This window comes from Streptococcus sp. 27098_8_75 (assembly GCF_041432475.1).
GTDB lineage: Bacteria > Bacillota > Bacilli > Lactobacillales > Streptococcaceae > Streptococcus > Streptococcus gordonii.
The window spans coordinates 1-22,853 of record NZ_JAPVZR010000006.1; the positions used below are offsets into that span (position 1 = coordinate 1).

General features: G+C 41.0%; 24 protein-coding genes, 8 tRNA genes, 1 pseudogene and 1 riboswitch. Of the genes and pseudogenes, 32 read left to right on the forward strand and 1 reads right to left on the reverse strand.

The window, feature by feature from the left end; genetic code table 11:
• The first annotated feature begins 17 nt into the window (after positions 1 to 17).
• From O3640_RS09605 to comB, 26 genes and pseudogenes are all read left to right on the forward strand, one after another.
• Positions 18 to 91 (forward strand) — tRNA-Met (locus O3640_RS09605).
• 13 nt (positions 92 to 104) lie between these two features.
• Positions 105 to 178, forward strand: a tRNA-Ile gene (locus tag O3640_RS09610).
• 16 nt (positions 179 to 194) lie between these two features.
• Positions 195 to 284 (forward strand) — tRNA-Ser (locus O3640_RS09615).
• 19 nt (positions 285 to 303) lie between these two features.
• Positions 304 to 377: transfer RNA gene (locus O3640_RS09620), tRNA-Met, on the forward strand.
• 3 nt (positions 378 to 380) lie between these two features.
• A tRNA-Phe gene (locus tag O3640_RS09625) sits at positions 381 to 453 on the forward strand.
• 13 nt (positions 454 to 466) lie between these two features.
• A tRNA-Gly gene (locus O3640_RS09630) sits at positions 467 to 537 on the forward strand.
• A gap of 36 nt (positions 538 to 573) precedes the next feature.
• Positions 574 to 647 (forward strand) — tRNA-Ile (locus O3640_RS09635).
• A 10-nt stretch (positions 648 to 657) separates the two neighbouring features.
• Positions 658 to 745: transfer RNA gene (locus O3640_RS09640), tRNA-Ser, on the forward strand.
• A 67-nt stretch (positions 746 to 812) separates the two neighbouring features.
• Positions 813 to 1,628 (forward strand): rod shape-determining protein MreC, encoded by an 816-nt coding sequence (gene mreC / locus O3640_RS09645; protein WP_020992755.1) that lies wholly within the window; start codon positions 813 to 815, stop codon positions 1,626 to 1,628.
• A gap of 1 nt (position 1,629) precedes the next feature.
• Positions 1,630 to 2,130 (forward strand): rod shape-determining protein MreD, encoded by a 501-nt coding sequence (gene mreD, locus O3640_RS09650; RefSeq protein WP_008810023.1) that lies wholly within the window; start codon positions 1,630 to 1,632, stop codon positions 2,128 to 2,130.
• Positions 2,131 to 2,229: 99 nt separating this feature from the next.
• Entirely contained in the window at positions 2,230 to 3,420 is a 1,191-nt protein-coding gene (pcsB, locus tag O3640_RS09655; RefSeq protein ID WP_008810022.1) for a peptidoglycan hydrolase PcsB, read from the forward strand.
• A gap of 159 nt (positions 3,421 to 3,579) precedes the next feature.
• On the forward strand, positions 3,580 to 4,545 hold the full coding sequence (locus O3640_RS09660) for a ribose-phosphate diphosphokinase (protein WP_008810021.1): 966 nt from the start codon (positions 3,580 to 3,582) through the stop codon (positions 4,543 to 4,545).
• A gap of 216 nt (positions 4,546 to 4,761) precedes the next feature.
• A complete protein-coding gene (gene abpA / locus O3640_RS09665; protein ID WP_045504766.1) occupies positions 4,762 to 5,349 on the forward strand; it encodes an amylase-binding adhesin AbpA in 588 nt (195 codons plus the stop codon).
• An 88-nt stretch (positions 5,350 to 5,437) separates the two neighbouring features.
• Positions 5,438 to 6,295, forward strand: a complete 858-nt coding sequence (gene srtB, locus O3640_RS09670; RefSeq protein WP_045504765.1) for a class B sortase, LPKTxAVK-specific — start codon at positions 5,438 to 5,440, stop codon at positions 6,293 to 6,295.
• A gap of 78 nt (positions 6,296 to 6,373) precedes the next feature.
• Positions 6,374 to 7,033, forward strand: a complete 660-nt coding sequence (locus O3640_RS09675; RefSeq protein ID WP_125397315.1) for an HAD family phosphatase — start codon at positions 6,374 to 6,376, stop codon at positions 7,031 to 7,033.
• A 13-nt stretch (positions 7,034 to 7,046) separates the two neighbouring features.
• Positions 7,047 to 7,148: riboswitch (TPP riboswitch) on the forward strand.
• A gap of 224 nt (positions 7,149 to 7,372) precedes the next feature.
• Positions 7,373 to 7,663: a thiamine-binding protein gene (locus O3640_RS09680; protein ID WP_268723103.1), complete on the forward strand. Its 291-nt coding sequence runs from the start codon at positions 7,373 to 7,375 to the stop codon at positions 7,661 to 7,663.
• On the forward strand, positions 7,626 to 8,378 hold the full coding sequence (locus O3640_RS09685) for an ABC transporter permease (RefSeq protein ID WP_061596029.1): 753 nt from the start codon (positions 7,626 to 7,628) through the stop codon (positions 8,376 to 8,378). The genes O3640_RS09680 and O3640_RS09685 overlap by 38 nt, the downstream gene beginning before the upstream one ends.
• 40 nt (positions 8,379 to 8,418) lie before the next feature.
• The gene (locus O3640_RS09690; protein WP_125377819.1) at positions 8,419 to 9,420 is read left to right on the forward strand and encodes an ABC transporter substrate-binding protein; all 1,002 of its coding nucleotides are present in this window, start codon (positions 8,419 to 8,421) and stop codon (positions 9,418 to 9,420) included.
• Positions 9,420 to 10,142, forward strand: coding sequence for an ABC transporter ATP-binding protein (locus O3640_RS09695; RefSeq protein ID WP_268723102.1), 723 nt, complete (start codon positions 9,420 to 9,422; stop codon positions 10,140 to 10,142). Before O3640_RS09690 ends, O3640_RS09695 begins: the two co-directional genes overlap by 1 nt.
• A 268-nt stretch (positions 10,143 to 10,410) precedes the next feature.
• Positions 10,411 to 11,022 (forward strand): 30S ribosomal protein S4, encoded by a 612-nt coding sequence (rpsD, locus tag O3640_RS09700; RefSeq protein ID WP_008810013.1) that lies wholly within the window; start codon positions 10,411 to 10,413, stop codon positions 11,020 to 11,022.
• A 234-nt stretch (positions 11,023 to 11,256) separates the two neighbouring features.
• Positions 11,257 to 11,507, forward strand: a pseudogene (locus O3640_RS09705) (hypothetical protein).
• 1 nt (position 11,508) lies between these two features.
• Positions 11,509 to 11,700, forward strand: a complete 192-nt coding sequence (locus tag O3640_RS09710) for a hypothetical protein (RefSeq protein ID WP_223344621.1) — start codon at positions 11,509 to 11,511, stop codon at positions 11,698 to 11,700.
• 82 nt (positions 11,701 to 11,782) lie between these two features.
• Positions 11,783 to 11,998, forward strand: a complete 216-nt coding sequence (locus O3640_RS09715) for a hypothetical protein (RefSeq protein WP_061599733.1) — start codon at positions 11,783 to 11,785, stop codon at positions 11,996 to 11,998.
• 73 nt (positions 11,999 to 12,071) lie between these two features.
• Positions 12,072 to 12,299, forward strand: a complete 228-nt coding sequence (locus O3640_RS09720; protein WP_061599735.1) for a hypothetical protein — start codon at positions 12,072 to 12,074, stop codon at positions 12,297 to 12,299.
• A 403-nt stretch (positions 12,300 to 12,702) separates the two neighbouring features.
• Positions 12,703 to 14,856 (forward strand): peptide cleavage/export ABC transporter ComA, encoded by a 2,154-nt coding sequence (comA, locus tag O3640_RS09725; protein WP_268723101.1) that lies wholly within the window; start codon positions 12,703 to 12,705, stop codon positions 14,854 to 14,856.
• A 9-nt stretch (positions 14,857 to 14,865) separates the two neighbouring features.
• On the forward strand, positions 14,866 to 16,224 hold the full coding sequence (gene comB / locus O3640_RS09730; RefSeq protein WP_268723100.1) for a competence pheromone export protein ComB: 1,359 nt from the start codon (positions 14,866 to 14,868) through the stop codon (positions 16,222 to 16,224).
• A 118-nt stretch (positions 16,225 to 16,342) separates the two neighbouring features.
• Here the strand turns inward: comB and O3640_RS09735 are convergent, their stop codons facing one another.
• The gene (locus O3640_RS09735; RefSeq protein ID WP_268723099.1) at positions 16,343 to 17,992 is read right to left on the reverse strand and encodes a GBS Bsp-like repeat-containing protein; all 1,650 of its coding nucleotides are present in this window, start codon (positions 17,990 to 17,992) and stop codon (positions 16,343 to 16,345) included.
• A gap of 244 nt (positions 17,993 to 18,236) precedes the next feature.
• Between O3640_RS09735 and purD the strand changes: the two genes are divergently transcribed.
• The 6 genes from purD to O3640_RS09765 are packed head-to-tail and all read left to right on the forward strand — an operon-like array spanning position 18,237 to position 22,850.
• Positions 18,237 to 19,496, forward strand: coding sequence for a phosphoribosylamine--glycine ligase (gene purD / locus O3640_RS09740; protein ID WP_268723098.1), 1,260 nt, complete (start codon positions 18,237 to 18,239; stop codon positions 19,494 to 19,496).
• Between the two features lie 59 nt (positions 19,497 to 19,555).
• Positions 19,556 to 20,749 (forward strand): ATP-grasp domain-containing protein, encoded by a 1,194-nt coding sequence (locus tag O3640_RS09745; protein ID WP_268723097.1) that lies wholly within the window; start codon positions 19,556 to 19,558, stop codon positions 20,747 to 20,749.
• 19 nt (positions 20,750 to 20,768) lie between these two features.
• The gene (gene purE / locus O3640_RS09750; RefSeq protein WP_045504741.1) at positions 20,769 to 21,257 is read left to right on the forward strand and encodes a 5-(carboxyamino)imidazole ribonucleotide mutase; all 489 of its coding nucleotides are present in this window, start codon (positions 20,769 to 20,771) and stop codon (positions 21,255 to 21,257) included.
• Positions 21,244 to 22,335, forward strand: coding sequence for a 5-(carboxyamino)imidazole ribonucleotide synthase (gene purK / locus O3640_RS09755; RefSeq protein ID WP_268723096.1), 1,092 nt, complete (start codon positions 21,244 to 21,246; stop codon positions 22,333 to 22,335). The genes purE and purK overlap by 14 nt, the downstream gene beginning before the upstream one ends.
• 1 nt (position 22,336) lies before the next feature.
• Positions 22,337 to 22,603 (forward strand): hypothetical protein, encoded by a 267-nt coding sequence (locus O3640_RS09760; protein ID WP_268723095.1) that lies wholly within the window; start codon positions 22,337 to 22,339, stop codon positions 22,601 to 22,603.
• 19 nt (positions 22,604 to 22,622) lie between these two features.
• Positions 22,623 to 22,850, forward strand: coding sequence for a phosphoribosylaminoimidazole carboxylase (locus O3640_RS09765; RefSeq protein WP_268723094.1), 228 nt, complete (start codon positions 22,623 to 22,625; stop codon positions 22,848 to 22,850).
• Positions 22,851 to 22,853: the final 3 nt, after the last annotated feature.

The window sequence follows — 22,853 nt, forward strand, 5'->3', positions numbered from 1 at the left end:
TGTCTTCCCGATTGTATGGCGGTGTAGCTCAGCTGGCTAGAGCGTCCGGTTCATACCCGGGAGGTCGGGGGTTCGATCCCCTTCGCCGCTATAATGATCTTGTTGGACCTTTAGCTCAGCTGGTTAGAGCTCTCGGCTCATAACCGAGTGGTCGTAGGTTCAAGTCCTACAAGGTCCATGTTTTTTTGTATACTGGAGGATTACCCAAGTCCGGCTGAAGGGAACGGTCTTGAAAACCGTCAGGCGTGTAAAAGCGTGCGTGGGTTCGAATCCCACATCCTCCTTTTTGTTGAATAATACTATCGCGGGATGGAGCAGCTAGGTAGCTCGTCGGGCTCATAACCCGAAGGTCGTAGGTTCAAATCCTGCTCCCGCAATAAGGCTCGGTAGCTCAGTTGGTAGAGCAATGGATTGAAGCTCCATGTGTCGGCGGTTCGATTCCGTCTCGCGCCATATTATTGAATAAGCGGGTGTAGTTTAGTGGTAAAACTACAGCCTTCCAAGCTGTTGTCGCGAGTTCGATTCTCGTCACCCGCTTTGAACGAAAGGTTCATACCAAGTTTGTAATAACTTGGGCGCGTAGCTCAGGTGGTTAGAGCGCACGCCTGATAAGCGTGAGGTCGGTGGTTCGAGTCCACTCGTGCCCATTTTATAGTTGGAGAATTACTCAAGAGGCTGAAGAGGACGGTTTGCTAAATCGTTAGGTCGGGTAACTGGCGCGGGGGTTCGAATCCCCCATTCTCCGTCAATAGGGAGTTTAGCATTTGCTATCTCCTTTTCTTGTATTTTGTTGTGATTTTGTAGGTATTGTGATGAAAAAATTTAAAAAATCAAGATTAATTGTAATGATCATTGTTTTAATTTTAACTGCTTCAGCTTTGTTACTTTCTACCTATTCTACTTGGTTTGTAAATGGGACATCAAATGCTTTAAGCCTTGTTGATAATGTTTTGTCAAAGCCATTCCACTTACTTACTGATGTGAAAAGTGATTTGGAGCATTTGGTTAATACTTATCATGAAAATGAAGAGTTAAAAGCTACTTTAAATGAAATTGATTCAGCGTCAAATGAGGTTTCTGATTTAAAAGAAGAAAATGCCCAACTTCGAGAAATGCTGGATATGAAGAATTCTATTAATAGTAATGTGAAACTATCTGCTGATGTTATTGCTCGCACTCCTGCTTCATGGTCTAATGAGTTGACAGTTAATGTAGGATCAGAAAATAAAGTAGCTTCAACCATGCTTGTTGTTGGCAATGGTGGCTTGATTGGGAGTGTTGATCAAGTGAATGAACATTCTAGTAGAATTAGTCTATTAACGAATAAAAAGAATAGCGAAAATATATCTGTTAGAATACAAAGCGGCTCAAAAACTATTTATGGTATTATTGTAGGGTATAGTGAAAAAAAGTCAGCCTTTATTGTTAGTCAGCTGAATACTTCTGATGAGATTAAAGAGGGATCAAAAGTTGTTACAAGTGGCTTAGGATCTTATCCCGTTGCAAATATTTCTGTTGGGAAAGTATCTTCTGTAGCTTCAAGTAGTGACTATTTGACAAAAGAAGTATATATTAAACCAAGTGCTGATTTTTCTGACATTCGTGTGGTAACTTTGGTGGGGAATTGATATGCGACTTTTTAAACAATATGTGGGAATACCGTTGTTATTGCTTTTTTTAATGTTATTAGATGGCCAGATTTCAACCTTAATTGCTTCCTTTTTACCTATAAGTTTCCATTTAGTTTGCCATTTGGTGTTGATCTTTCTGCTATTTATTTCAGTAGAAGTGTCTGATGTAACAGCATTTACAATATTCTTAGTGATAGGTATTCTTTATGATGCTTACTATTTTCATGTAATTGGAATTGCCACATTATTACTTCCTCTATTGAGTGTATTAGTCAATAAATATAATACAATTATGATGGGCAATAAAATCACTAGATTCTTGTCCGTTTTAATACTGGTATTCTTGTTTGAATTTGTTTCTTTTTTATTAGCTAATCTAGTTTCTTTAACTAGTATGGAAATAAGTAGTTTTATAGTGTATAGTTTAGCTCCGACAATGGTTCTTAATTCCCTGCTTTTACTAATTTTGCAACCAGTTTTGGAAAAAGTTTATTTATGATAAAAAAGAAGAAATAAAAATGTAATAAAGGCGTAACATATTCTACGTCTTTTTCTGTTATACTTATTATTGTCTTATTGGATAGGAGTAGAATTATTTATGAAGAAAAAAATTATCACTTCGATGTTATTAAGTGCTTTGGTTCTTACTCAAGGTGCTAGTCTAGTGAATGTGCATGCCGATACAACAGATGACAAGATCGCTGCACAGAACAATAAAATTAATAGCTTAAATGCTCAACAACAAGCTGCACAAGCTCAAGTTGATCAAATTCAAAGTCAAGTATCAGCAATTAAATCACAACAAGAAAAGCTTCAAGCTGAAAACGAAAAGTTAACAGCAGAATCTGAAAAACTTTCAGCTGAAATCGATGAATTGTCAAAAAACATTGTAGCACGTAATGAGTCATTAGCAAACCAAGCTCGTAGCGCTCAAACAAGTGGAACTGTTACAAGCTATATTAATACGATTGTTAACTCAAGCTCTATCACTGAAGCAATTTCACGTGTGACAGCTATGAATGAAATCATCTCCGCAAACAATAAAATGTTGGAACAACAAAAAGCGGATAAAGAAGCAATTGCTGAGAAACAAATTGCTAATAACGAAGCAATCAACACAGTTATTGCTAACCAACAAACCTTGGCTGATGATGCTCAAGCGTTGTCAACTAAAGAAGCTGAACTGAAGGTTGCACAAATCAATCTTGCAGCTGAAAAAGCAAGTGCCGAAGGTGAGAAAAATTCTCTTTTAGAACAAAAAGCAGCAGCACAAAAAGCAGCTGAAGCAGCGGCAGCAGCTGAAGCTGCTTACCGTTCACAACAAGCTTCTCAACTTCAAGCAATTCAAGCATCTGGTAATACAAACCTCTCAGCACAAATACAAGCTGTTTCTGGAGGTACTCCTGCTGCAGCAGCACCTGCACCAGCAGCGACGGTGTCTAATGTATCTTATTCTTCAGACGCTTCTACTTACCCTGTTGGACAGTGTACTTGGGGAGCTAAAACATTGGCACCTTGGGCTGGTAACTACTGGGGTAATGGTGGTCAATGGGCAGCAAGTGCAGCAGCGGCAGGCTTCCGTGTAGGTTCTCAACCACAAGTTGGAGCGATTGCATGTTGGACTGATGGTGGTTATGGACACGTGGCTGTAGTAACAGCAGTTCAGTCTTCAACTAGCATTCAAGTATCAGAAGCTAACTATCTTGGTCAACAATCAATTGGTAACTACCGTGGTTGGTTTGACCCAACAACTGCACAAGGTACAGTAAGTTACATTTATCCAAATTAATAAATTTAGAAGGTTGGAATTTCCAACCTTTTTATATTTAGCACAAGATTAAGTATTTGTAAGACTATTCAAATATTTTTTGTAAAACGCTTTATTCTAAATTGAAATATTCCTTAAAAAGGGTTAAAATGTAAATGGAATAAATTTTCGGAGGCAAACATGTCATTTTCTGATTTAAAGCTCTTTGCTCTTTCTTCTAACCAAGAGTTGGCCAAGCGGGTAGCCAAAGGGATAGGAATGGAGCTTGGAAAGTCGACGGTACGTCAGTTTTCGGATGGGGAGATTCAAGTAAATATTGAAGAATCAATTCGAGGCAAGCATGTTTTTATTTTGCAGTCTACGAGTTCACCTGTTAACGATAATCTGATGGAGATTTTGATTATGGTGGATGCGCTTAAGCGAGCAAGTGCTGAATCTATCAATGTGGTCATGCCTTACTATGGTTATGCTAGACAAGACCGTAAGGCCCGTGCTCGTGAACCGATTACTTCTAAACTAGTAGCAAATATGCTAGAAATTGCTGGTGTTGATCGTTTGCTGACAATTGATTTACATGCTTCACAGATTCAAGGCTTCTTTGACATTCCGGTTGATCATTTAATGGGAGCGCCTCTCATTGCTAATTACTTTGAACGTCGTGGAATGATTGGAAGTGACTATGTTGTTGTGAGCCCTGACCATGGTGGTGTCTCACGTGCTAGAAAATTAGCAGAATTTCTAAAAACACCGATTGCTATTATTGATAAACGTCGTAGTGTAGATAAGATGAACACTAGTGAGGTCATGAATATTATTGGTAACGTTAAGGGCAAAACCTGTATTTTGATCGATGATATGATTGATACTGCAGGAACCATCTGTCACGCAGCAGATGCTTTAGCTGAAGCAGGTGCAGTTGATGTTTATGCTAGTTGCACTCACCCAGTCCTATCTGGTCCTGCAATGGAAAATATTCAGAAATCTGCTATCAAGAAATTAGTTGTTTTGGATACAATCTATCTTCCGCAAGAACGTTTAATTGATAAGATTGAGCAGATTTCTATTGCTGATCTTCTTTCAGAAGCAATTATTCGTATCCATGAAAAACGTCCTCTTTCTCCTTTGTTTGAAATTGGCAAAAATTAATATTATAAAAATGTTACAATATTACACATTTCTGAAATGCTTCCCCCTGACCACAAGATAAGGGGGATTTTTTATTGAAACGAAGCCGTTTCTACCATATGATGAATTTCAAAATAATAAAAAAAACTATTGACAAAAATAGGGCAAATATATATAATATAGGTAGTAACTCCGAGTTACGAATAATTTTTTTAAAAAGAAAAAGGAGATAAAACGATGAAAAAAGTTTTATTGTCAAGCGTGGTAGCACTTACATTATTTGCAGCTGCAGCACCAGTTTTCTCTGCTGATGAAGCTACTGATGCAGCTCGTAAAAACGACGGCGCATACTACCTTCAAACTCAATTCACAAATGCTGATAAAGTAAACGAATACTTGGCTCAACATGATGGTGAAATCCGTGCAGAAGCTGCTGCAGATCCAGCAGTAGTAGCTGCTAAAGCTGCTCTTGATGCAGTTGAAGGTGGAAGCCACAATTATGGTGAAGTTAAAGCAGCTTATGAAGCAGCATTCAACAACGCTTTCAACGCTGTACGTAACAAATATGTACAACAATTCCAAGCTACATACAACAACGCTACAGAACAAGAAGGCAAAACATACATCCAAGGTGAAACTCCTGAACAAGCTAACGCTCGTTACTTGAAACGTGTTGGTGCAGCTAACAACCAAAACCCAGCTGCAGAAGACAAAGGAGCTACTACTCCTGCTTCTAAAGAAGAAGCTAAAAAATCAGAAGCTGCTGCTAAAAACGCAGGTAAAGCTGCAGGTAAAGCACTTCCAAAAACTTCAGCAGTTAAATAATTCTTTATTGATACTGATGTAAACAATATCACTGGGCCATTGGTTCAGTGATATTTTCTTAGAAAAAAATGGGGAATACTTAAATATTATGAGTCAAAATGCTAAAAGACAAACTAAGAAGGCTCCAAATAAGAATTTAAAACTATTTGGTGCTTTATTAGGTATCATTGTTGTTGCTGTTGCAACTGCAATGCTGATTTTTAATCCATTTAAGTCAGCGCCTAAGTCGAATACGACTGCTTCTACTAGTCAAGTAACAAAAAGCTCTACAAAGAATACTTATCAACCAAGCAAGGAAGAAAAAGAGTATTTAGCGAAGCGCTTTGCAGATTTAAAGGCTATTAATAGTGAAGCTATTGCTTATGTTTATGCTCCAGGTACAAAATTAGATGAACCTGTTGTACAGACGAAAGATAATTCTACTTATCTTGATAAAACCTTTGAAGGCGGGAATGAGCCTTACATGGGAACAGTCTTTATGGACACAGATAACAAGAAGGACTTTAGTGATCGCTTGACTTGGCTTTTTGGTCATGCTCGTGGAAGCAAAGTAGCGGACAATCGTATGTTTAACGATGTCAACTTCTATGATAATCAGGAATTTTTCGATCAGCACAAGTATGTTGTTGTTGAAACACCTGAGCGTAAGTTCTACTATGAAGCAATGGGCTTGGTTATTGTACCAGAGGAGACTGCTTTCTATCGGACTAGCTTCGATGGAGATAAGGACTTTACAGATCAGCTGAGCAGTATCTATGAAGCATCTAGAACTAAAAACAAGGACATTAAGGTAAAAGCAAGCGACAAATATCTTGTGCTATCAACCTGTCGTGAAGAGGATGAGACAATTCGTTCTAACCTCTACCTACGTCAGATTCCAGATTCTGAAATGAGTGATTTCCTTGCGAAACATGGTTCAGAATTAACATATACTCCTACTAGATAGGCTATTAAAGAGGCGGAATTTGTTTTCGCCTTTTTTATATTTTTTAAACATGTTATAATGAAAGCAGAGGTGGACACTATGATTAAAAATTTGGTTTTTGATTTAGGAAATGTTTTGATTGAGTGGAATCCAGATAAGATATTCAGGCATTTTGAAGCGGATGAAATGCGACGACAATCCCTGAGAGAAGCGATTTTTGATTCACACCTATGGCACCAAACGGATTGGGGGTCCTTGTCTTTGGCGGAAGCTTGCAAATTAGCTCAACAGAATCTAGATCCATCTTTTGAAGCTGTAGTTGAAAAAATATTTTTTCACTGGTATGAGGCTGTGGATGTCTACCAAAATTTGCAAGAAAAAATAGAGCAATGGTCAAAGTTAGGCTATCATATTTACATTTTATCAACAACCTGTGAGATATTTTATAGGATTGAACAGGCAGGATTATTGCCAATTTTTCCTCTTTTGTCAGGTTATATTCTCTCTTCAGAAGTTAAAGTAGTAAAACCTTACAAAAAAATATACCAGGAACTCCTTGAGAAATATAATCTTAAACCAGAAGAGTCGGTCTTTATGGATGATATTCAGGTCAATTTGGATACGGCAAGGGAAATGGACTTTGAGACAATACTAGCTAAGAGCGAATTGGAAAATATTGAGGCGCTGGATTGTTTATTACTTTCTAAGGGAATGTTTGGTTCAGTGGGATTAAGCACAAATCTTGACATAGAGTCGTGATTGCGCTATCATAATATACATATATGGGAGTCTGTGTACAGTCTGAGAGGAAGTGTAAACTTCGACCGCACCTGATCTGGGTAATGCCAGCGTAGGGAAAAGTATTTGTAAAAACCTTGTGGTTTTACTAAAAGTGGCGAGCGATTCGCCTATCTTTAGGATACTGATGCATGCTACACCTTTTCCATATTGGAGAAGGTGTTTTTGTATGAAGTGCAAGGTTTTTATAAAGAGAGCTTGCGATCTCTTTCATTAGGGAAAGAACGGTCTGGTTAGTAAATGGAATCGTATCTGTATGCATCATTCTCAGATAGAGTTTGAATGCAGGGAGGTGAAGAGATGAAAGCGAGCATTGCTTTGCAAATTCTGCCTTTGTCAATTGATAAAGGACGGTTGGCAGTCATTGAAGACGTGATTGAGTATCTGCAGAAACAGCCCGTGAGGCAGTTGGTAACTCCTTTTGAAACAGTTTTAGAAGGAGAATGGGAAGATTTGTTTCCTATATTGGGAAAGACAATAGAATTGGCTGGCAGTCAAGCAGATAATGTATTTGCAAATGTGAAGATAAATTATGGAGAGATTTTGTCTATTGATGAGAAACTTGAAAAATATTCTGCGCCAGCAGATTAGTCTTTTAGGGATGGTGGTTTTACTTGCCGTTTGGCAGGTCATGGGCTGGCTCAAGCTCTTGCCTAAGTTTATTCTGCCAACACCTCTGGAAATATGTCAGGCTTTTGTTAGGGATGCAGAATTGTTGGCTATACACAGTTGGGCGACCTTAAAAGTAGCCTTGTTGGGTTTGCTGCTGGGAGTTATTATAGCTTGCTTGCTGGCAGTGCTCATGGATAGTCTGAGCTGGCTCAATGATTTGATTTATCCCATGATGGTTGTGGTGCAGACGATTCCGACCATTGCGTTAGCGCCAATTCTGGTTCTCTGGCTGGGTTATGGGATTTTGCCCAAGATTGTGCTTATTATTTTGACGACGACTTTTCCGATTATTGTCAGTATTCTGGATGGTTTTCGGCATTGTGACAGAGATACCTTGACTCTCTTTGAACTCATGCGGGCCAATCGATGGCAGATTCTCTGGCATTTTAAGATTCCAGCTAGTTTACCTTATTTCTATGCGGGTCTGAGGGTCAGTGTTTCCTATGCTTTTATCACGACCGTAGTTTCTGAATGGCTGGGCGGTTTTGAAGGACTGGGTGTCTATATGATCCAGTCTAAGAAGCTTTTCCAGTATGACACCATGTTTGCCATTATCGTTTTAGTATCAGTTATCAGTCTTCTGGGTATGAAGCTGGTAGCTATTAGTGAAAAATTTGTCATCAAGTGGAAATAGGGGCTTAGCTCTGCTATTTTCAAAAAAAGAAAAGAGGATTATGATGAAAAAAAGTTGTAAATTATTCCTTGCAGGTTTGGCTGCAGTATCGCTCTTTGGTCTGGTGGCTTGCGGTCAGTCGAAATCTACGTCTGAGAGCAAGGACAAAAAGATTGATTTTATTCTGGATTGGTCACCCAATACCAATCATACAGGGCTTTATGTGGCTAAGGAGAAGGGCTATTTCAAGGAAGCAGGAGTGGATGTTGATATTAAGTTGCCACCAGAAGATAGCACTTCTGACCTGATTATTAATGGCAAAGCTCCTTTTGGAATTTACTTCCAGGATTCTATGGCTAAAAAACTGGATAAGGGCGCAGAAATCACAGCTGTTGCGGCTATTGTAGAACACAATACTTCAGGTATCATGTCTAAGAAATCTGCGGGGATTAATGGCCCCAAGGATCTGGCTGGGAAGAAATATGGCACTTGGAATGATCCTGTGGAGTTGGGCATGCTGAAGACATTGGTAGAAAGCCAGGGTAGCAAGTTTGATGATGTAGAGAAGGTTCCGAATAATGATTCTAACTCTATCACACCAATTGAAAATGGTTTGTTTGACGCAGCGTGGATTTATCATGGCTGGGATGGTATTATGGCAGAGACTCAGGGCATGGACACTAATTTCTTTTATATGAAGGACTATGTCAAGGAGTTCGACTATTATTCTCCAGTCATCATTGCTAATAATGACTATCTGAAGAAGAATCCGGACGAGGCAAAAAAAGTCTTGCAAGCTATTAAAAAAGGCTACCAATATGCTATGGAGCACCCTGAAGAAGCAGCAGACATTTTAATCAAAAATGCACCAGAATTGAAGAATAAACGTGACTTTGTCTTGGCTTCTCAAAAATATTTGTCTGAGCAATATGCGTCAGATAAGAGCAAGTGGGGTCAGTTTGAGGCTAGCCGTTGGAATGCCTTTTACAAATGGGCCAAGGATAAGGGTCTTGTAAAAAATGACTTGAGTGACAAGGGATTTAGCAACGATTATATAAAATAATGACAGTAATTAAACTTGAAAATGTAAGCTATGCTTATGATGAACAGCAAATTTTAAAAGATATCAACCTAGAGGTGGAAGCTGGCCAAGTAGTGGCAATCTTGGGTCCTAGTGGCGTTGGGAAATCGACTCTTTTTAACCTCATTGCTGGGATTTTGGTGGTCCAGTCGGGCAGGATTGTTCTAGATGGGCAAGAAAATCTTAAGGGCCAGGTGAGTTATATGCTACAGAAGGACTTGTTGCTGGAGCATAAGACGGTGCTGGGTAATGTCATCTTGCCCCTATTAATCCGAAAAGTATCCAAAAAGGAAGCGACGGAGCAGGCAACTCAGATTTTGAAGGAGTTCGGGCTCTTTGATGTGGCAGACAAGTATCCACATGAGCTGAGTGGGGGGATGCGACAGCGCGTGGCACTTCTAAGGACCTATATGTTCGGCCACAAGCTATTTCTTCTGGACGAGGCCTTTAGTGCTTTGGATGAGCTGACCAAGATGGAGTTGCACGCTTGGTATCTGGACATTCATCGTAGGCTGGGTCTGACGACTCTTCTCATCACGCATAGCATTGAGGAGGCTCTGGCTTTGAGCGATAGGATTTATATTCTGAAAAATCGGCCGGGGCAAATCGTCGCGAATCTCCAGATGACTTGGTCAGACAGCGAGGATAAAGAACTGCAGAAGCTCCGTTATAAGCGGGAGATTTTAAAGCTCTTGGGAATGTGAAGTAAGTGACGGGATTCCTCATGAAGAGTTTTCAAGTAACAAAAAATCAAGTCTTTTGACTTGATTTTTTGTATGAGACCCTTTACTTTTGACTTTATTCATGGTACAATAGCCTTTGTGTGAAATAGCAGCGGGAAAGCATGGAGCTCGTCAACAGAACATCAGCTATAAAAGTAGCCTTAGCTGTTTGGGCGAAAATGTTCTGCACGAATCAGGGCTTTCTAAGTGACTATTTCCTCAAAAATATTTTTTATAGGAGGACATTTTTATGTCACGTTATACAGGACCATCTTGGAAACAAGCTCGTCGTTTGGGGCTTTCTCTTACTGGTACAGGTAAAGAATTGGCTCGCCGTAACTATGTACCTGGTCAACATGGACCAAACAACCGTAGCAAATTGTCAGAATACGGTTTGCAATTGGCTGAAAAACAAAAACTTCGTTTCACTTACGGTGTAGGTGAAAAACAATTCCGTAACTTGTTCGTTCAAGCTACTAAGATCAAAGAAGGAATCCTTGGTTTCAACTTCATGCTTCTTTTGGAACGTCGTTTGGATAACGTTGTTTACCGTCTTGGTCTTGCGACTACTCGTCGTCAAGCACGTCAATTCGTAAATCACGGTCACATCCTTGTTGACGGAAAACGCGTTGATATCCCATCATACCGCGTAACTCCAGGTCAAGTGATCTCAGTTCGTGAAAAATCATTGAAAGTTCCTGCAATCCTTGAAGCTGTTGAAGCTACTCTTGGACGTCCAGCATTCGTATCATTCGACGCTGAAAAATTGGAAGGTTCATTGACTCGCTTGCCAGAGCGCGACGAAATCAACCCAGAAATCAACGAAGCACTTGTCGTTGAATTCTACAACAAGATGTTGTAATATTTTATTGAATAAGATAGGCTGTAAAGCCTTGAAACTAAGCACTTTGGGGCGCTTTCCCTTAGTGCTTTTTTGATTTTACTAACCTTTTAGTTACCCATAACTAATTTTAGGTATAGTAATAGGTTAGTCTAACGGGGCATCTGTTGTACTTTAGCAAGCAAGATATGCTATAATGCTTTTATTAGAGGGTGGGCGATGAGATACAGTCAACAAGTATTAGATATGCTATAGATAGCAGTCACTGGTCAGATTGATAATTTTGGTGACTTTTCTTTTAAGTTTAACGTTCTTTTTGGAGAAAATTAGGAGTTTTCTGAGGCTTGGGATAATGAAAATCTTGAATGTTTGATGCTCTTAATGACTTTGAACTAATGATGTTTTTAGAGGGGTATGACCCAAGTGATTAGCAAGGATTTATCAACTTCCTAGCGCCTTACTACGAAAAGGCAAAGCAATTCGCCAACATTGAAAGGAGGAAGTAAAATGAAGCTCTGGGAATTCAACCGAACATATGTAGTTATATCACTAAAAAGTGGCGAGCTAGTTAAAGGATTTGTGGAGGACTATTGTGACGCATCTGACAATGCCGAGGAGATGTACTCCTTACTTGTGGATGTCAACTGCACTCTTTATGAATATTTTGAAGATGAAATCGTCAGCGTTTTAGTAGCTTAGCGTATAGAACAGTCCGGGCGCTTTTATCGACTAAATATCAAAAGCATAAGAACTATCGAGAAATTAGTAGAGAGGAAAATAAATGAGTAAGCAACTTTGGAATTATTTGCGCTCAAGAATTCAGGTGGTAACTGATGATTGCAAGATAATCAAGGGGCTTGTCATAGACTTTGTTGATGAAATGGACAATGATGAGCAAGATGAAATCACTATCCTCATTGACAATCCTAGCCCTGATGAAGCAACTGAAATTTCTCTCTTTGAGAGTGAGATTATCTCGATTAAAACAATCTCATAGCGCTTAGAACAATCTAGGTACTTTTATCTACCTTATTTGAAAGAAAACACTATGGAAAAGGATTTAGATTTATATGGCAATATTAGATGAATTACAATTATTGTATGACAATGGTTGGGATGCCTCTTTTGATTATAATGGTCAAGTATGTGGGATTTTTCCTAATTCTGTTAATGACATTATAATAGTGATTGGAGAAAAGGAGTATAGAGCGTCGTCATTTGATGAGCTGATTTCTCTAAAAATTGACGATAAGACTTTAATAAATATTATGGATGAAATTGAAGTACAGTATTATTAAAATAAAAAGCACCCATTTTACTGAACTCATCAATTTTGCTCCCCTTAAAGTGCTTTTAATGCAGTCTCATAGAATGTGACTGCTTTTTTGTCTTCTCTTTTGAGAGGTATGCATCCATAGTCATGGGTAAGGTGAAGTTACCTAGAAATGGCTGTTTAAGAAGCATTTCCATTAGCTGATAAATGTGTTAGGAGTCGAGTCATGCCAGAGTGATTTTTAAGAATCTAGTGAGAAAGCCAGCTGTCATCTGACAAAAAGTTCATGACATTTTAAAAAAGAGCAATTAAAAATGAGGAACATCTGAGAAAAAAAGTTTGGCAAGTCGCCAATAGACTATCATTCAGGTAGGTTTTTTTATTATCATAAATTCATCAAGTATAAATGCATATGGAGAAAGGTTTTTATGAAATTTAGGAAACGGCATTACAGAGCACAAGTTGATACTAGGGATTGCGGAGTGGCAGCTCTGGCTATGGTTTTTGGTTATTATGGATCGTATTTTTCCTTGGCTACACTGCGAGAAAAGGCAAAAACGACTAATGATGGCACAACAGCTTTGGGTTTGGTAAAAGTTGCTGAGGGCTTAAATTTTGAGACAAGGGCTTTTAAAGCTGATATGGGAATCTTTGATCTGGAAGATGTATCTTATCCTTTCATCGTTCATGTACTTAAGGAAGGGAAGCTCCTGCATTATTATGTTGTGACGGGCCAAGATAAACACACGATTCATATTGCAGACCCAGATCCTCAAGTTAAGATGACAAAGATTTCGCGAGAGCGTTTCGAACAGGAGTGGACAGGAATTACCATTTTTCTGGCTCCTAGTCCGGCCTATAAGCCTAGTCAGGAAAAGAAAAATGGGCTTTTAGACTTTATTCCCTTATTGATTAAGCAGAAGGGATTGATTGCTAATATTGTACTTGCAACGTTGCTGGTAACGTTGATCAATATTGTTGGATCCTACTACCTTCAGTCGATTATTGATACTTATGTGCCTGATCATATGAAAACGACGCTAGGTATGATTTCTATCGGCTTGATTATTGTCTATATTTTGCAGCAATTTTTGTCTTACGCCCAAGAATATTTGCTTTTGATTTTAGGGCAACGCCTATCAATTGATGTGATCTTATCCTATATTAAGCATGTTTTTCAGCTACCTATGTCATTTTTCGCGACAAGGCGGACAGGGGAAATCGTCTCTCGTTTTACAGACGCCAATCGGATTATTGATGCCTTGGCCAGTACAATCTTGTCTATTTTCTTGGATGTGTCAATTGTGTCGATCATTGCGATTGTTCTTTTTTCACAAAATAGCAGTCTTTTCTTTTTGACCTTGCTAGGAATCCCAGTTTACGCGCTCATTATTTTTCTTTTTATGAAGCCTTTTGAAAAGATGAATCATGAGACGATGGAAGCAAACAGTCTGTTGTCGTCTTCCATCATTGAAGATATCAATGGGATTGAAACGATCAAGTCTTTGACTAGTGAAAAGCAGCGTTATCAGAAGATTGACAAGGAATTTGTGACTTATCTGAAAAAGTCTTTTGCATATGGACGTTCTGAGAGTCTGCAAAAAGTCTTGAAAGCAGCAGCTCGTTTGATTTTAAACGTCTTGATTTTATGGCTAGGAGCTACACTTGTCATGGATCAAAAAATCAGCCTTGGTCAGCTCATTACTTATAATACGCTTCTAGTCTACTTTACTAATCCTTTAGAAAATATTATCAATCTGCAAACGAAGTTACAGTCTGCACGAGTGGCTAATGAGCGCCTCAATGAGGTTTATTTGGTGAAGTCTGAATTTGAAGAAGAGAAGCTTATCAAGGACTTGAGCCACTTGCAGGCTGACATCGATTTTCGTGGAGTCAGCTATAAATATGGCTATGGGGCCAATGTATTGTCAGAAATTGACTTGCATATTCCTGCTGGAAGTAAGACAAGCTTTGTTGGTGTATCAGGATCGGGAAAAACAACCTTGGCCAAGATGATGGTGCATTTTTATGGTCCGAATCAAGGGGATATTTGTCTGGGAGGAGTCAATCTCAATCAGCTGGATAAGCAGGCACTGCGCCAATATATCAACTATCTTCCCCAGCAACCTTATGTTTTTAATGGGACTATTTTGGAAAATTTACTCTTAGGTGCGCGTGAAGGCACGACTCAAGAAGATATTCTGCGGGCGGTAGAATTGGCAGAAATTAGGTCGGATATTGAGCGGATGCCTCTCAATTATCAGACAGAGCTGTCTGCAGATGGAGCAGGAATCTCGGGTGGTCAACGTCAGCGTATTGCTCTAGCAAGGGCGCTCTTGACAGATGCGCCAGTGCTTATCTTGGATGAAGCAACAAGTAGTCTGGATATTCTAACGGAGAAGCGGATCATTGATAATTTGATGGCGCTTGATAAGACGATTATTTTTATTGCGCATCGTTTGACTATTGCAGAGCGTTCGGAGCAGGTGGTCGTTTTGGATCAAGGTAGGATTGTTGAGAGTGGAAGTCATAAGGAGCTGATCGAAAAAGAAGGCTTTTACCACCATTTGGTCAATAGTTAGGGAGAAAATATGAATGAACAATTTTTAGAAAGTGCAGAGTTTTATCAGAAACGTTATCATAATTTTGCAAGTTGTTTAATTGTGCCAAGTCTTATTTTACTAGTATTTCTAGTTGGTTTTTCCGTGCTGGCTAAAAAGGAAATTACGATTTCTAGTCGTGCTTCTGTAGAAGCTAGCCGAGTACTAGCTCAGATTCAGTCGACTAGTAACCAGCCTATCATTGCGAATCATTTGGCAGAAAATAAGGAGGTCAAAAAAGGGGACCTGCTAATCCAGTATGCAGTAGAAGGAGAGGGGGCTCAGGAACAGAAGTTTTCCAGCCAGCTTGGCTTACTCAAAGATCAAAAAGAAAAACTAGAGATTTTGCGTTCCAGTTTAGAAAGTGGGGGGAATCAATTCTCTGAGCCAGACAGTTATGGCTACGAACAGAGCTTTAAAGACTACCAGAACCAGGTAGCGAGTATGACTAGTTCTGTGAATCAGCAAAATGCTACGATTGCTTCCCAAAATGCAGCAGCCAGTCAGTCTCAGGCGGAACTTGGTGGTGTTATCAGTGATGTGGATAGCAAGCTAAATGACCATCGAAACTTAAAAAATGCCATTCAAAGCGGGGCAGGTATAGATGCATCGCATCCTCTTTACTCCCTGTACCAGTCCTATCGTGATCAGTTGAGCCTGGCGGAGGATAAGGCAACAGCTCAAAGTCAGATTGTAGCTCAATTAGATGGGCAAATCTCTCAATTAGAAGCAACAGCTGCGACTTATCGTGTCCAATATGCTGGTGCTGGCGCCCAACAAGCCTATGCTAGCAATTTATCTAGTCAGTTGGCTTCACTGAAAGCCCAGTATCTGGTCAAGGTAGGACAAGAATTGACCACTCTGACTCAGCAAATTTTGGAAGCCGAGAGCAATCTTAAACTTCAAGAAACAGTCTCTAAGCGAGGTCAGATTTTGGCTGAAATGGATGGCTTGCTTCACTTAAATCCAGAAGTACAAGGATCTACTCTGGTGGCAGAAGGAACTGCTTTGGCTCAGATTTACCCCAAAATCACTAATGAAAGAAAAATCAAAATTGTCACATATGTTTCTTCCAAGGATGTATCTACTATTAAAAATGGAGACAAGGTGCGCTTTATCACTGCTGATGATGCTAACAAACAAATGATTTTGACATCCCAAATTTCCAGTATTGATGCTAATGCTACCCAAACCAAACAGGGAAATTTCTTTAAAGTAGAATGCGAAATGGCTGTTAGTAAAGATCAAGCTAAGAAGCTCCGCTATGGCTTGGAAGGTAAATTTGTCATGGTAACTGGGGAAAAGACTTATTTCAGCTATTATATGGAGAAGTTTTTTAATCTTGGTTGAAGAACGTAGTTTAGTTTGTGATAAAAGAAGGGCGAGAAGCCCTTTTTTGTAGTTCGCTGGATGTTTTACAGTAATATAAAAAAGCCCTCCGAAATAACGGAGGTGCTAAATGATAGGGTTAATTTGGGTAGATATAGGAAACCGTGCCCTGAGCGATGGTTGGGTCAAACCAGCCACGGAAATTAGCGATATAGCGCTGTCCAGCGTAGTTGGATTCCTGAATTTGGATACGCTTATGTGAATCAACATGCGTGACGACGCCGACATGTCCGTATCCACCGTCAGTCCAGCAGGCAATGGCTCCGACCTGAGGTGTGGATCCTACACGGAATCCTGCTCGGCGAGCACTGGCTGCCCAGTCCCCACCATTTCCCCACCAGTTTCCTGCCCAAGGAGCGAGAGCCTTGGCACCCCATGTGCATTCACCAACAGGGTAAGTATTACTTGGGTCGGTCGTATGGTTAAGAGGTTTTCTCACAGCTACCGTTGGGCGTGTTACTTGAAAATTAGAGGCCATGACACCCGTTACTTTCCCGCCAGATTGTCGATAGACATGGACATGATAGAGACCGTCACCGATATGATTGTTGGCGTTGAAATCTAACGAATAGCGCCCATTACCAAGAGAATTAGCTGTATACCAGCGGAGGTCGTCTTGGCCATTAATATCTGACCAGATGGGGAAGAGGATATGGCCGTCACCGAAACTATTTTGTAAGATAACTTGATAGGTCGATTGGCCTTTATGAACCACTTGCAGACTCGGAGTTAGTGGTTGGGGTGCTGGCTGAGGCAGATTGACATTTTCAGCAACATAGCCAACTCGGCTACCGTCTTCATAGGTAATGTAGACGTGATTGATATAGTTGCCGTAAATCTGCTGGTGATTTCGGATATCGAATTGAACGGAGAAGCTTCCGTTGCCTGTTTTTGAAGCCTCATACCATTTAAGATTGCTTTGATTAGCGGTGCTCCAAATAGGTACCTGTATACTTTTTATTCTCTTAGAATAAGGACTTTCTTGGACCCTTACGGTATAGGTTCCATTTTCCTTATTAATATTGGTAATACTGATGAGTGGTTTGCTGTCTCTGACAGGCTCTGCGGGCACTCTAGCAGCTGAAGCTTGCAGAGGTTTGTTGTTGTTTGGCTTTGCCTGAGGGGGCGTCGCCTTTGGGTCAGCTACCTTTTGAGGAGGAAGAGATTTGTTTCGATCTTCGACTTTTTGATAGGAGTTCCGAGGATTTTCAACTCTATTGGTCGCGGGGGCCGGAGCTGGAGAAGGAGCTGGGTTAGTTGGCTTTGGCTCAGCAGGAGCTTGCGGTGTAGCATTGTTAGACGAGGTGCTATTTTGCTGTTCAGGGACATTTTTTTCGGCTGATTGAACCGGCTTGTTTAGAAAGACCGATTTACTACTTAAGTGGTATTTAACACCATTCACATTGAGATAAGTCTCGATGTGAAATTTGCCCTGGCCCTTGTGCTGAGACAAGTCAATCCTGGTCGCGCTTTGATCAGCTGAATACCAGACAATATCGTCTTGGCCTCCCTCCTCAGACCAGACGGCATGTTGGATGGGATAAGCTTCTTGCGCAGCGGTCGGTTGGTACTGAACAATCGCTGTTTGTCCTTCAAGCTGAACGGAAACTTCGCTGATCATAGCCGTCAGTTGGGATGGGCTAAACTGTTCATTCGCTGCAGCTAAGGGAGCGGATAGTGAGGTCAACAAGGTTGCTGAAAGCAGTAAGAAATTTTTGTATTTTTTCATACATCTCCTTTACAATATTTTTTTTGGAAAACTCCACTTATATTATTCGGGAAATTTATTGGAAAAATCAAAGTTTAGAGATTCTCAAGCTTCTTCTAGTATATTTCTTTCGTTTCAAATAGCATAAAGCGAACGATTGTGGTATAATTTAGATGAATAATTCGTAAAAATGGCAATGATTTTTACGTGGTGTGTTAGCTTGGTGCGTAAGCGCCTATGATATGAACATAGAGGTATCTTAGCTATGAAGCTTTTAGTTGTGGGTTCGGGCGGTCGTGAGCATGCGATTGCTAAGAAGTTATTGGAGTCTCGGGGTGTGGAGCAGGTGTTTGTCGCACCTGGAAATGATGGTATGACCTTGGATGGGTTGGATTTAGTAAATATTGGAATTTCCGAACATTCTAAACTGATAGAATTTGCCAAGGAGAATGATATTGCTTGGACCTTTATCGGACCAGATGATGCCCTGGCCGCTGGAATTGTAGATGATTTTAACCAAGCTGGACTCAAGGCTTTCGGTCCATCTCGTTTAGCAGCGGAGCTGGAGTGGTCCAAGGATTTTGCCAAGGAAATCATGGTCAAATACGGTGTGCCGACAGCAGCCTATGGCACATTTTCCGACTTTGAGGAAGCCAAAGCCTATATCGAAAAGCAGGGAGCGCCTATTGTGGTCAAGGCGGATGGCTTGGCTCTGGGCAAGGGTGTAGTCGTAGCGGAGACCGTGGAGCAGGCGGTTGAGGCAGCTCACGATATGCTCTTGGATAATAAATTTGGCGACTCGGGTGCGCGTGTGGTTATCGAAGAGTTCCTGGACGGCGAGGAGTTCTCCCTTTTTGCCTTTGTCAATGGCGACAAGTTTTACATCCTGCCGACGGCTCAGGATCACAAGAGGGCCTACGATGGGGATAAGGGTCCCAATACAGGTGGTATGGGAGCTTATGCGCCAGTGCCTCACCTGCCACAAAGCGTGGTGGACCAGTCAGTTGAGTCGATTATTAAGCCCGTTCTCAAAGGTATGATAGCTGAGGGCCGACCTTATCTGGGCGTGCTCTACGCTGGGCTGATTCTGACAGCCGATGGTCCTAAGGTTATCGAATTCAACTCGCGCTTCGGTGACCCAGAAACCCAGATTATCCTGCCACGCTTGACGTCTGACTTTGCGCAGAACATCACGGACATTTTGGACAAGAAGGAGCCTGTTATCACTTGGTTGGATGAAGGCGTGACCCTTGGCGTGGTTGTCGCATCAGAAGGATACCCGCTGGACTATGAGAAGGGCTTGCCTCTGCCAGAGAAGACAGACGGCGACATCATCACCTACTATGCTGGGGCTAAATTTGCGGAAAATAGCAGAGCACTGCTGTCGAATGGTGGCCGAGTGTACATGCTGGTCACCACAGCAGATACCGTCTCAGCTGCGCAGGAAAGAATCTACGACCAACTAAAAAAACAAGACACAACAGGACTTTTTTATAGACATGATATTGGTGGTAAGGCTTTGTAAATCAAATCTATGAAACTTTTAGCCGTGAGACTTAAAAATAGACTTCAGGTATTTGAAAAATGAAAAATAGGTTGCTATTTTTAGAAGGTTCAAGCTTGACCTCACGAGAAACTTTGACAGTTTTGTTGAAAGAAGGCTATAAAATTGATGTGTTATCTCCTAGAAGATTTTCCATTGCACACTTCAGTCGTCTAACCCATAGAGTTCCGATAGTTGATGTGAATCGTTTTCCTGTAGATTATCTGAGACAGGTTAGTCAGTTGCTTCATAAAACCAATTACAAGGCCATTTTGCCAACACATGAAGAAGGCTGGTTATTGGCAAATGGGAAACAATTTTTGCCTCAATCGCTACCAATCGCCCTTGCTGATCAAGAGCAGTTTGAAAAGTTGGCTGGGAAGATTGCTTTTGCTGAAACTGCGGATTTATTAGGACTGCCTACACCTAAGTGGGAGTACGTGAAAGATGCAGACTCTATCCTGCTAGACTATCCTTATTGGCTGAAAGCAGATTATGGTACTGCCGGTCGCTCGGTTTATAAGATTTCAAGTAAGAAAGATTTGGATGAAGTGACGAGCAAATTAACAGCGAGTGATGAGGAATGGATGGTTCAGCAAGACATAGTTGGAGACTATGGTCAGGTTCAAGCAGTGTTTGATCATGGAGAATTACTCGCAGTGCATTCTAGCGTAAAAGTAGGTTCTGGTGCGGGTGGTTCGGCTGCGGCAAGATTAAGCATAGAATCTAAAAGAACGAGAGAGCATGTTGAAAAATTAGGACAATATATACAATGGCATGGTTGCCTAACCCTAGATTTTATACGTAGGGGAGACCAATTCTACTATATAGAGTGTAACCCTAGAATGGTAGAGCCTGCTAACGCCTATAAAGCAGGAGTTAATTTTCCAAAAATCATGATAGAACTAGCCAGTCACAGCTACGCTAAATCTGAGGTCATTCTTGGTCAAGCAGGCGTTGAGACGCATAGTCTGATGGCTTTGATTATTGGAACAGCTGAGAAGACGAAAAGTAGAAGAAAAATATTGCAGACAATAAAGTACTGGCTTTTAAGACGTGATAGTGAAGAAGTGTTGACACCTGTCTGGAAGGATTTGCCAAGCATTATACCTCTTGTGACAATTATACTTCGTTTATTAATAAAACCTAAGAGCGTTGAAAATCTGGTTAATCAGACTGTTCAACATTATAGTGTTGAATCAGCCACTGTAAAAAATATTGAGCAAAAGAATTAGTTTATTCAGAGGAGAAAATATGAAACCAATTATTTCCATCATTATGGGCTCCAAATCCGACTGGGCAACCATGCAAAAGACAGCTGAAGTCTTAGACCGTTTTGGTGTAGCCTATGAAAAGAAAGTCGTCTCTGCCCACCGCACACCGGACCTCATGTTTCAGCATGCCGAAGAAGCTCGCAGTCGCGGTATCAAAGTTATTATTGCAGGTGCTGGTGGTGCCGCCCATTTGCCAGGAATGGTAGCAGCTAAAACCACTCTGCCTGTTATCGGTGTACCGGTCAAATCACGCGCTCTCAGCGGTCTGGACTCTCTTTATTCGATTGTGCAGATGCCAGGCGGTGTGCCAGTGGCAACTATGGCTATTGGGGAAGCAGGAGCAACAAATGCGGCTCTCTTTGCCCTCCGCCTTCTTTCAGTAGAGGATCAGGCTATTGCGACAGCTTTGGCAGATTTTGCAGAAGAACAAGGAAAAATCGCAGAGGAGTCTACAAATGAGCTCATCTAAAACAATCGGGATTATCGGTGGCGGTCAGCTGGGACAGATGATGGCCATTTCTGCTATCTACATGGGGCACAAGGTCATTGCGTTGGATCCTGCGGCGGATTGCCCAGCCTCTCGTGTAGCGGAAATCATCGTGGCTCCCTATAATGATGTGGATGCCCTGCGTCAGTTGGCTGAGCGTTGCGATGTCCTCACTTATGAGTTTGAAAATGTCGATGCTGACGGTTTGGATGCCGTTATCAAGGATGGTCAACTCCCTCAAGGGACAGACCTCCTTCGGATTTCGCAAAATCGGATCTTTGAAAAGGACTTTCTTGCAAACAAGGCACAAGTCACCGTGGCACCCTACAAGGTCGTGACTTCTAGTCAAGGCTTGGCAGATATTGACCTGTCGAAAAATTATGTCCTCAAGACTGCGACTGGTGGCTATGACGGACATGGGCAAAAGGTCATTCGCTCAGAAGCAGATTTGGAAGGAGCCTATGTGCTAGCGGATTCAGCAGACTGTGTTTTGGAAGAGTTTGTAAACTTTGACCTTGAGATTTCTGTCATTGTATCAGGCAATGGCAAGGATGTGACGGTTTTCCCAGTTCAGGAAAATATCCACCGCAACAACATCCTGTCTAAGACCATCGTGCCAGCCCGCATTTCAGAAAGCCTGGCAGACAAAGCCCAAGCTATGGCAGTGCGGATCGCAGAACAGCTCAAGCTGTCTGGAACGCTCTGCGTGGAAATGTTTGCGACGGCTGATGATATCGTCGTCAATGAGATTGCCCCGCGCCCACACAACTCAGGCCACTACTCAATCGAAGCCTGCGACTTCTCGCAATTCGATACTCATATTCTGGGCGTTCTGGGGGCACCATTGCCAGCTATCCACCTACATGCGCCTGCTGTCATGCTCAATGTTCTCGGTCAGCATGTCGAGGTCGCTGAGAAATATGTCACAGAAAATCCAAGCGTCCACCTCCACCTGTATGGTAAAATAGAAGCGAAGCACAACCGCAAAATGGGACATGTGACTTTGTTTAGTGATGCGCCAGATAGCGTGGTTGAGTTAGGGAAAGGGATTGATTTTTAAAATGATGGAAGAATTCGATGATGTATTTGAAGATGATATTACTACTCTGACATTTACTTATGCGGATGATGTAGTCATTCCAGAAATTCCGGATGCAGAAGGCATTCATATTGTAGAGATAACAAATAATCAGCTAGTTATAGAGCATACGTGCGATGATGATGAGGTCTATGATTATATAAAGAGTTTTGGATTAACAAGTCGCCCTATAAAACTTTCTATTGAATTTTGTGTTTATGAAGATTCTGAGGAAGAAGAAAATTTTTAGAATTTAATGGAGAAAATCTATGATTCAAATCATTGTCAATGCTTTTGTGGAGAAGGACAAGACTGGAGCTGTCGTAGAAGTCTTGTATGCTAGTAGCAATAACGAAAAGGTGAAAGCCAACTATGAAGAGCTAGTTGCTCAATACCCTGAAAACTATTTAGCGATTTATGATTTACCACTTGATACAGATTTGAATAAACTAGATCACTATCCATCTGTGTTTATTGGGAAAGAGGAGTTTGAGTAATCT

Excerpts from the sequence above, each read along its gene's own strand:
- mreC (WP_020992755.1), top strand. The coding sequence starts at position 813 with ATGAAAAAATTTAAAAAATCAAGATTAATTGTAATGATCATTGTTTTA.
- mreD (WP_008810023.1), top strand. The coding sequence starts at position 1,630 with ATGCGACTTTTTAAACAATATGTGGGAATACCGTTGTTATTGCTTTTT.
- pcsB (WP_008810022.1), top strand. The coding sequence starts at position 2,230 with ATGAAGAAAAAAATTATCACTTCGATGTTATTAAGTGCTTTGGTTCTT.
- O3640_RS09660 (WP_008810021.1), top strand. The coding sequence starts at position 3,580 with ATGTCATTTTCTGATTTAAAGCTCTTTGCTCTTTCTTCTAACCAAGAG.
- abpA (WP_045504766.1), top strand. The coding sequence starts at position 4,762 with ATGAAAAAAGTTTTATTGTCAAGCGTGGTAGCACTTACATTATTTGCA.
- srtB (WP_045504765.1), top strand. The coding sequence starts at position 5,438 with ATGAGTCAAAATGCTAAAAGACAAACTAAGAAGGCTCCAAATAAGAAT.
- O3640_RS09675 (WP_125397315.1), top strand. The coding sequence starts at position 6,374 with ATGATTAAAAATTTGGTTTTTGATTTAGGAAATGTTTTGATTGAGTGG.
- O3640_RS09680 (WP_268723103.1), top strand. The coding sequence starts at position 7,373 with ATGAAAGCGAGCATTGCTTTGCAAATTCTGCCTTTGTCAATTGATAAA.
- O3640_RS09685 (WP_061596029.1), top strand. The coding sequence starts at position 7,626 with ATGAGAAACTTGAAAAATATTCTGCGCCAGCAGATTAGTCTTTTAGGG.
- O3640_RS09690 (WP_125377819.1), top strand. The coding sequence starts at position 8,419 with ATGATGAAAAAAAGTTGTAAATTATTCCTTGCAGGTTTGGCTGCAGTA.
- O3640_RS09695 (WP_268723102.1), top strand. The coding sequence starts at position 9,420 with ATGACAGTAATTAAACTTGAAAATGTAAGCTATGCTTATGATGAACAG.
- rpsD (WP_008810013.1), top strand. The coding sequence starts at position 10,411 with ATGTCACGTTATACAGGACCATCTTGGAAACAAGCTCGTCGTTTGGGG.
- O3640_RS09710 (WP_223344621.1), top strand. The coding sequence starts at position 11,509 with ATGAAGCTCTGGGAATTCAACCGAACATATGTAGTTATATCACTAAAA.
- O3640_RS09715 (WP_061599733.1), top strand. The coding sequence starts at position 11,783 with ATGAGTAAGCAACTTTGGAATTATTTGCGCTCAAGAATTCAGGTGGTA.
- O3640_RS09720 (WP_061599735.1), top strand. The coding sequence starts at position 12,072 with ATGGCAATATTAGATGAATTACAATTATTGTATGACAATGGTTGGGAT.
- comA (WP_268723101.1), top strand. The coding sequence starts at position 12,703 with ATGAAATTTAGGAAACGGCATTACAGAGCACAAGTTGATACTAGGGAT.
- comB (WP_268723100.1), top strand. The coding sequence starts at position 14,866 with ATGAATGAACAATTTTTAGAAAGTGCAGAGTTTTATCAGAAACGTTAT.
- O3640_RS09735 (WP_268723099.1), bottom strand. The coding sequence starts at position 17,992 with ATGAAAAAATACAAAAATTTCTTACTGCTTTCAGCAACCTTGTTGACC.
- purD (WP_268723098.1), top strand. The coding sequence starts at position 18,237 with ATGAAGCTTTTAGTTGTGGGTTCGGGCGGTCGTGAGCATGCGATTGCT.
- O3640_RS09745 (WP_268723097.1), top strand. The coding sequence starts at position 19,556 with ATGAAAAATAGGTTGCTATTTTTAGAAGGTTCAAGCTTGACCTCACGA.
- purE (WP_045504741.1), top strand. The coding sequence starts at position 20,769 with ATGAAACCAATTATTTCCATCATTATGGGCTCCAAATCCGACTGGGCA.
- purK (WP_268723096.1), top strand. The coding sequence starts at position 21,244 with ATGAGCTCATCTAAAACAATCGGGATTATCGGTGGCGGTCAGCTGGGA.
- O3640_RS09760 (WP_268723095.1), top strand. The coding sequence starts at position 22,337 with ATGATGGAAGAATTCGATGATGTATTTGAAGATGATATTACTACTCTG.
- O3640_RS09765 (WP_268723094.1), top strand. The coding sequence starts at position 22,623 with ATGATTCAAATCATTGTCAATGCTTTTGTGGAGAAGGACAAGACTGGA.